A 3,443-nucleotide genomic window follows, 5' to 3' on the forward strand; every position below is an offset into this window, starting at 1 on the left:
CGCGCAGCACGGCATGCAGCGCAAGCCAGAACGAGGGGCGCGGGCGGCCCAGAGCGCAGCGCACCACCTTGTCGTAGACCGGCAGCAGCCGCGGAGGCGCTGTCACGTTGGCTGGGGCGTGGGATGATCTTGAAGTTGATTGTGCCGGGGAGGGGTTCGCTCGTGTCGTCCGCGCCGCCGTCGTACAAGGGGCACCGATATCCGGCCGAGATCATCTCCCACTGCGTGTGGCTGTACTTCCGCTTCCCGTTGTCGTTCCGTGAGGTGGAGGAGCTGATGCTTGCCCGCGGCGTGCTTGTCTCCCACGAGACGGTCCGCCGCTGGTGCGCGAAGTTCGGGCAGGCCTACGCGAACGGACTGCGCCGCCGCCGGCCGCGGCCCGGGGATAAATGGCATCTGGACGAGGTGTTCGTCAGGATCAACGGCGAGCGGCACTACCTGTGGCGGGCGGTGGACCAGCACGGCAACGTGCTGGACATCCTGCTCCAGTCGAGGCGCGATGCCAAGGCCGCCAAGCGGTTCATGGCCAAGCTGATGAAGAAGCAGCGCAGGGTTCCCCGGGTGCTGGTCACTGACAAGCTTCGCTCCTACGGCGTGGCCCGCCAGGAGCTGATGCGCTCGGTCGAGCACCGCTCCCACAAGGGCCTGAACAACCGGGCCGAGAACTCGCACCAGCCCACCCGGCAGCGCGAACGGGCGATGAAGGGCTTCCGCTCCGCCGGCGCCGCACAAAGATTCCTGTCCGCCTTCAGCGGCATCTCACCGCACTTCAGGCCACGCCGGCACCTGATGACCGCCGTCGGCCACCGCGCCGAGATGACCATCCGCTTCGCGATCTGGGAGCAGATCACCGGCATCGCCGGCCTGCCCGCCGCGGCCTGAGCGCGGAGCCGGAACCCGGCCCCAGCATGCCCCGACGCCCCGCCAAGCGCCAACACCCTCGACAACGTGACAGTGCCCGGGCGAGGTGCCGCGGGTGGTGGTCACGGACAAGCTCCGCAGTTACGGCGCCGCCCACCGCGAGGTCATGCCCTCGGTGGAGCACCGTTCGCACAAGGGCCTGAACAATCGGGCCGAGAACAGCCACCAGCCCACCCGGCAGCGCGAACGCGCCATGAAGGGCTTCCGTTCCGTCGGCGCAGCCCAGCGGTTCCTGGCCGCGTTCAGCGGCATCTCACCCCACTTCCGCCCTCACCGCCACCTGATGACCACCCCCGACCACCGCGCCGAGATGACCGTCCGCTTCGCGATCTGGGAGCAGATCACCGGCACTGCCGGCCTGCCCGCCGCGGCCTGAGCGCGGAGCCGGAACCCGGCACCAGCACGTCCCGACGCCCCGCCAAGCACCAACACCCTCGACAACGTGACAACGCCCCCACGAGCTGTTCTCGCGGGCCGGGCGCAGCACCAGGGCGCGGATCGAGCGGACGGTGGGTGGGCGCCCGCGGCGCTTGGGCACGCGGGTCGCGGCGTGGCGTCGCTTGAGCAGGTTGCGGTGCCGGCGCACGATCGTGTCCGGGCGTACCAGCAACAGGAGGTGTCGCAGCTTGCCCCTGGGGAGGTGGTGGAGCGGGCCGGCGAGAACTGCACGGTCGGTGTCGGTGAACCTGGGCCGGCCGACCTGGCGCTGCAGGACCAGCGGTTGGTGCCGCAGCGCGAGGATCTCGATGTCTTTGTCCCGATCGCTCCTCGGCAGCAGGCGCAGGAGCGCGAAGGTGTTGGTCATGGCGAGGTAGGCCAGGCGCAGCAGCACGACAGATCATGATGCCGCCCGGCTCCTGCTCCCGTGAAGATCGCGGGGCGAGCAGCGGCCCCGGCCGGAGAGCGGCGCTCAAGGCTGCCACCTGCACGGATGCTTTATCGGCACCCGCAACCTTCCTGGTCGCTGAAGCCGGGCTGCTCGGCGGGCGTGAAGCGACCACGTCCTGGTTGTTCGCGGATCGGTTCGCCGACCGGCACGCCGACGTGCGCCTCCGCCCGGAGAGGTTGGTCGTGACCGACCGAGGGGTGACGACCACGGCGGCCTTCAGCGCCATGTACGACTTCGCGCTGCAGTTCATCCGCGAGCACGACGGCCCCCCGCGTCGCCCGTAGCACCGCGCGTATTGCTCTTGTCGACGACGCACGTTCCACGCAGGCTCCCTATGTCGATCCGGGGCTCGTCCCCACGGTGGGCAGGGAGTTCTCGCTCAGCGTCAAGCGGTGGCTCGACCAGAACCTCAGCGCTCGCTACGACCTGGCCGCCCTCGCCCGGGAGTTCCACGTCAGCACGAGAACCATGCTCCGGCGCTTCGGCGACGAAGCCGGCGAGACGCCACTCGCGTACCTGCAGACGGCCCGGGCGCGTCGAGCCACCCACCTGCTGGAGACGACGGACAGGACCGTCGCCCGCATCGCCGCCGATGTCGGGTACCGCGATCCTGGGTCGTTCAGCGGCATCTTCGCCCGACACACGGGCCGGAGCCCGAGGGAGTACCGCGCGGTGTTCCGTCGTCGCTGCGACCCTCACGCGTCAGCCCGAGGGACGCGGACGTGAGCCCCCCGCGCGCCCACGACCACAGGCCCCTCGATGCGGCCGCCAACGGCGCCGTCGTCGGCCCGGCGACGCCGCCCGTGCACGTCACCCGCCTCTCCTGCGGGCCGACGCTGCCCGGGGCCTGGTTGGTCGGCCCGTCCCACGCATTGGCGAGCTCCGGGAGCGGGCGCGCGGCGCCGGCTGGAAGCCGGATTCACCGACCTCGAACACGGTGAGCTCGATCCATCACTCGTCCGTCGGATCTCCACGCGCCATGAACCAAGATCGTCTCACTATCGGGATCCGCTTGCGGCACACGCCCTGATGCCGTGCCGCCGGAGGGGGCCAGCCCCGTGGCGGCGAACGGCTCACCGCCGCCTGCGAGGCCGTGGGCAGGGGCGGTGAGCCACAGGGTGCCGGTCCGGCGAACCGCTGGAGCCGGAGCCGGTGGTCCGGCTGTTCAGCCGACCGTCGGCAGAGCCCGGCGTGAAGAAACCGCGTTCAGCATCTTCTGCGCCACCGGCTCCCCGCTGTCCGCGTCGACGAAGCTGACGCGGACAGCGGGGTCATCGGGGGTGTCGCGGCTGGCGGTGGCGTCCAGGGCGAAGACCACGGACACCGGTCGTGCGTTCTCCCGCGTCCCGTACACACCCGAGTACAGGAGGATGCGCCAGCCGTCTTCCTCCCAGTGGTCCAGCAGACCCGACCGGACCACCGGGGAGGCGGTCTGCCAGGCGAGGGAGCGCTCCAGCAGTTCCACGCTGGCGGCGACCGGCACGCGGTCCCCCCTCTCACTGCCGAAGAGCGGATGCCCCCACACACGGAGCCGCAGGCGGCGCAGGGGAAGCAGCCACCACCGGTCGAGATCGACCGAAAGTGCCACCAGGACGACCACGGCGACGGCCAGAAACACGAGCGAGCCGCCGGG

Annotated in this window: 3 protein-coding genes and 3 pseudogenes; 3 read left to right on the top strand and 3 right to left on the bottom strand. The window is 70.8% G+C overall.

Annotated features, from left to right (window positions below):
• Positions 1–106: DUF6308 family protein (locus AB0I73_RS40715; protein ID WP_363045428.1), on the bottom strand; the 106-nt coding region annotated here is incomplete at its 3' end.
• 17 nt (positions 107–123) lie between these two features.
• Here AB0I73_RS40715 and AB0I73_RS40720 point away from each other — a divergent pair.
• Together AB0I73_RS40720 and AB0I73_RS40725 are read left to right on the top strand one after the other, a co-directional pair.
• The gene (locus AB0I73_RS40720; RefSeq protein ID WP_363045426.1) at positions 124–882 is read left to right on the top strand and encodes an IS6 family transposase; all 759 of its coding nucleotides are present in this window, start codon (positions 124–126) and stop codon (positions 880–882) included.
• An 88-nt stretch (positions 883–970) separates the two neighbouring features.
• Positions 971–1,297: pseudogene (locus tag AB0I73_RS40725) on the top strand (DDE-type integrase/transposase/recombinase); the annotation flags it as partial.
• A gap of 75 nt (positions 1,298–1,372) precedes the next feature.
• Here the strand turns inward: AB0I73_RS40725 and AB0I73_RS40730 are convergent.
• Positions 1,373–1,753 (bottom strand): annotated as a pseudogene (locus AB0I73_RS40730) (integrase); the annotation flags it as partial.
• A gap of 417 nt (positions 1,754–2,170) precedes the next feature.
• Here AB0I73_RS40730 and AB0I73_RS40735 point away from each other — a divergent pair.
• Positions 2,171–2,536, top strand: a complete 366-nt coding sequence (locus AB0I73_RS40735; protein ID WP_363045427.1) for a helix-turn-helix domain-containing protein — start codon at positions 2,171–2,173, stop codon at positions 2,534–2,536.
• A gap of 439 nt (positions 2,537–2,975) precedes the next feature.
• On the opposite strand, the pseudogene AB0I73_RS40740 reads toward AB0I73_RS40735, so the two are convergent.
• Positions 2,976–3,443, bottom strand: a pseudogene (locus AB0I73_RS40740) (hypothetical protein); the annotation flags it as partial.

This window comes from Streptomyces sp. NPDC050388 (genome assembly GCF_040655635.1).
GTDB lineage: Bacteria > Actinomycetota > Actinomycetes > Streptomycetales > Streptomycetaceae > Streptomyces.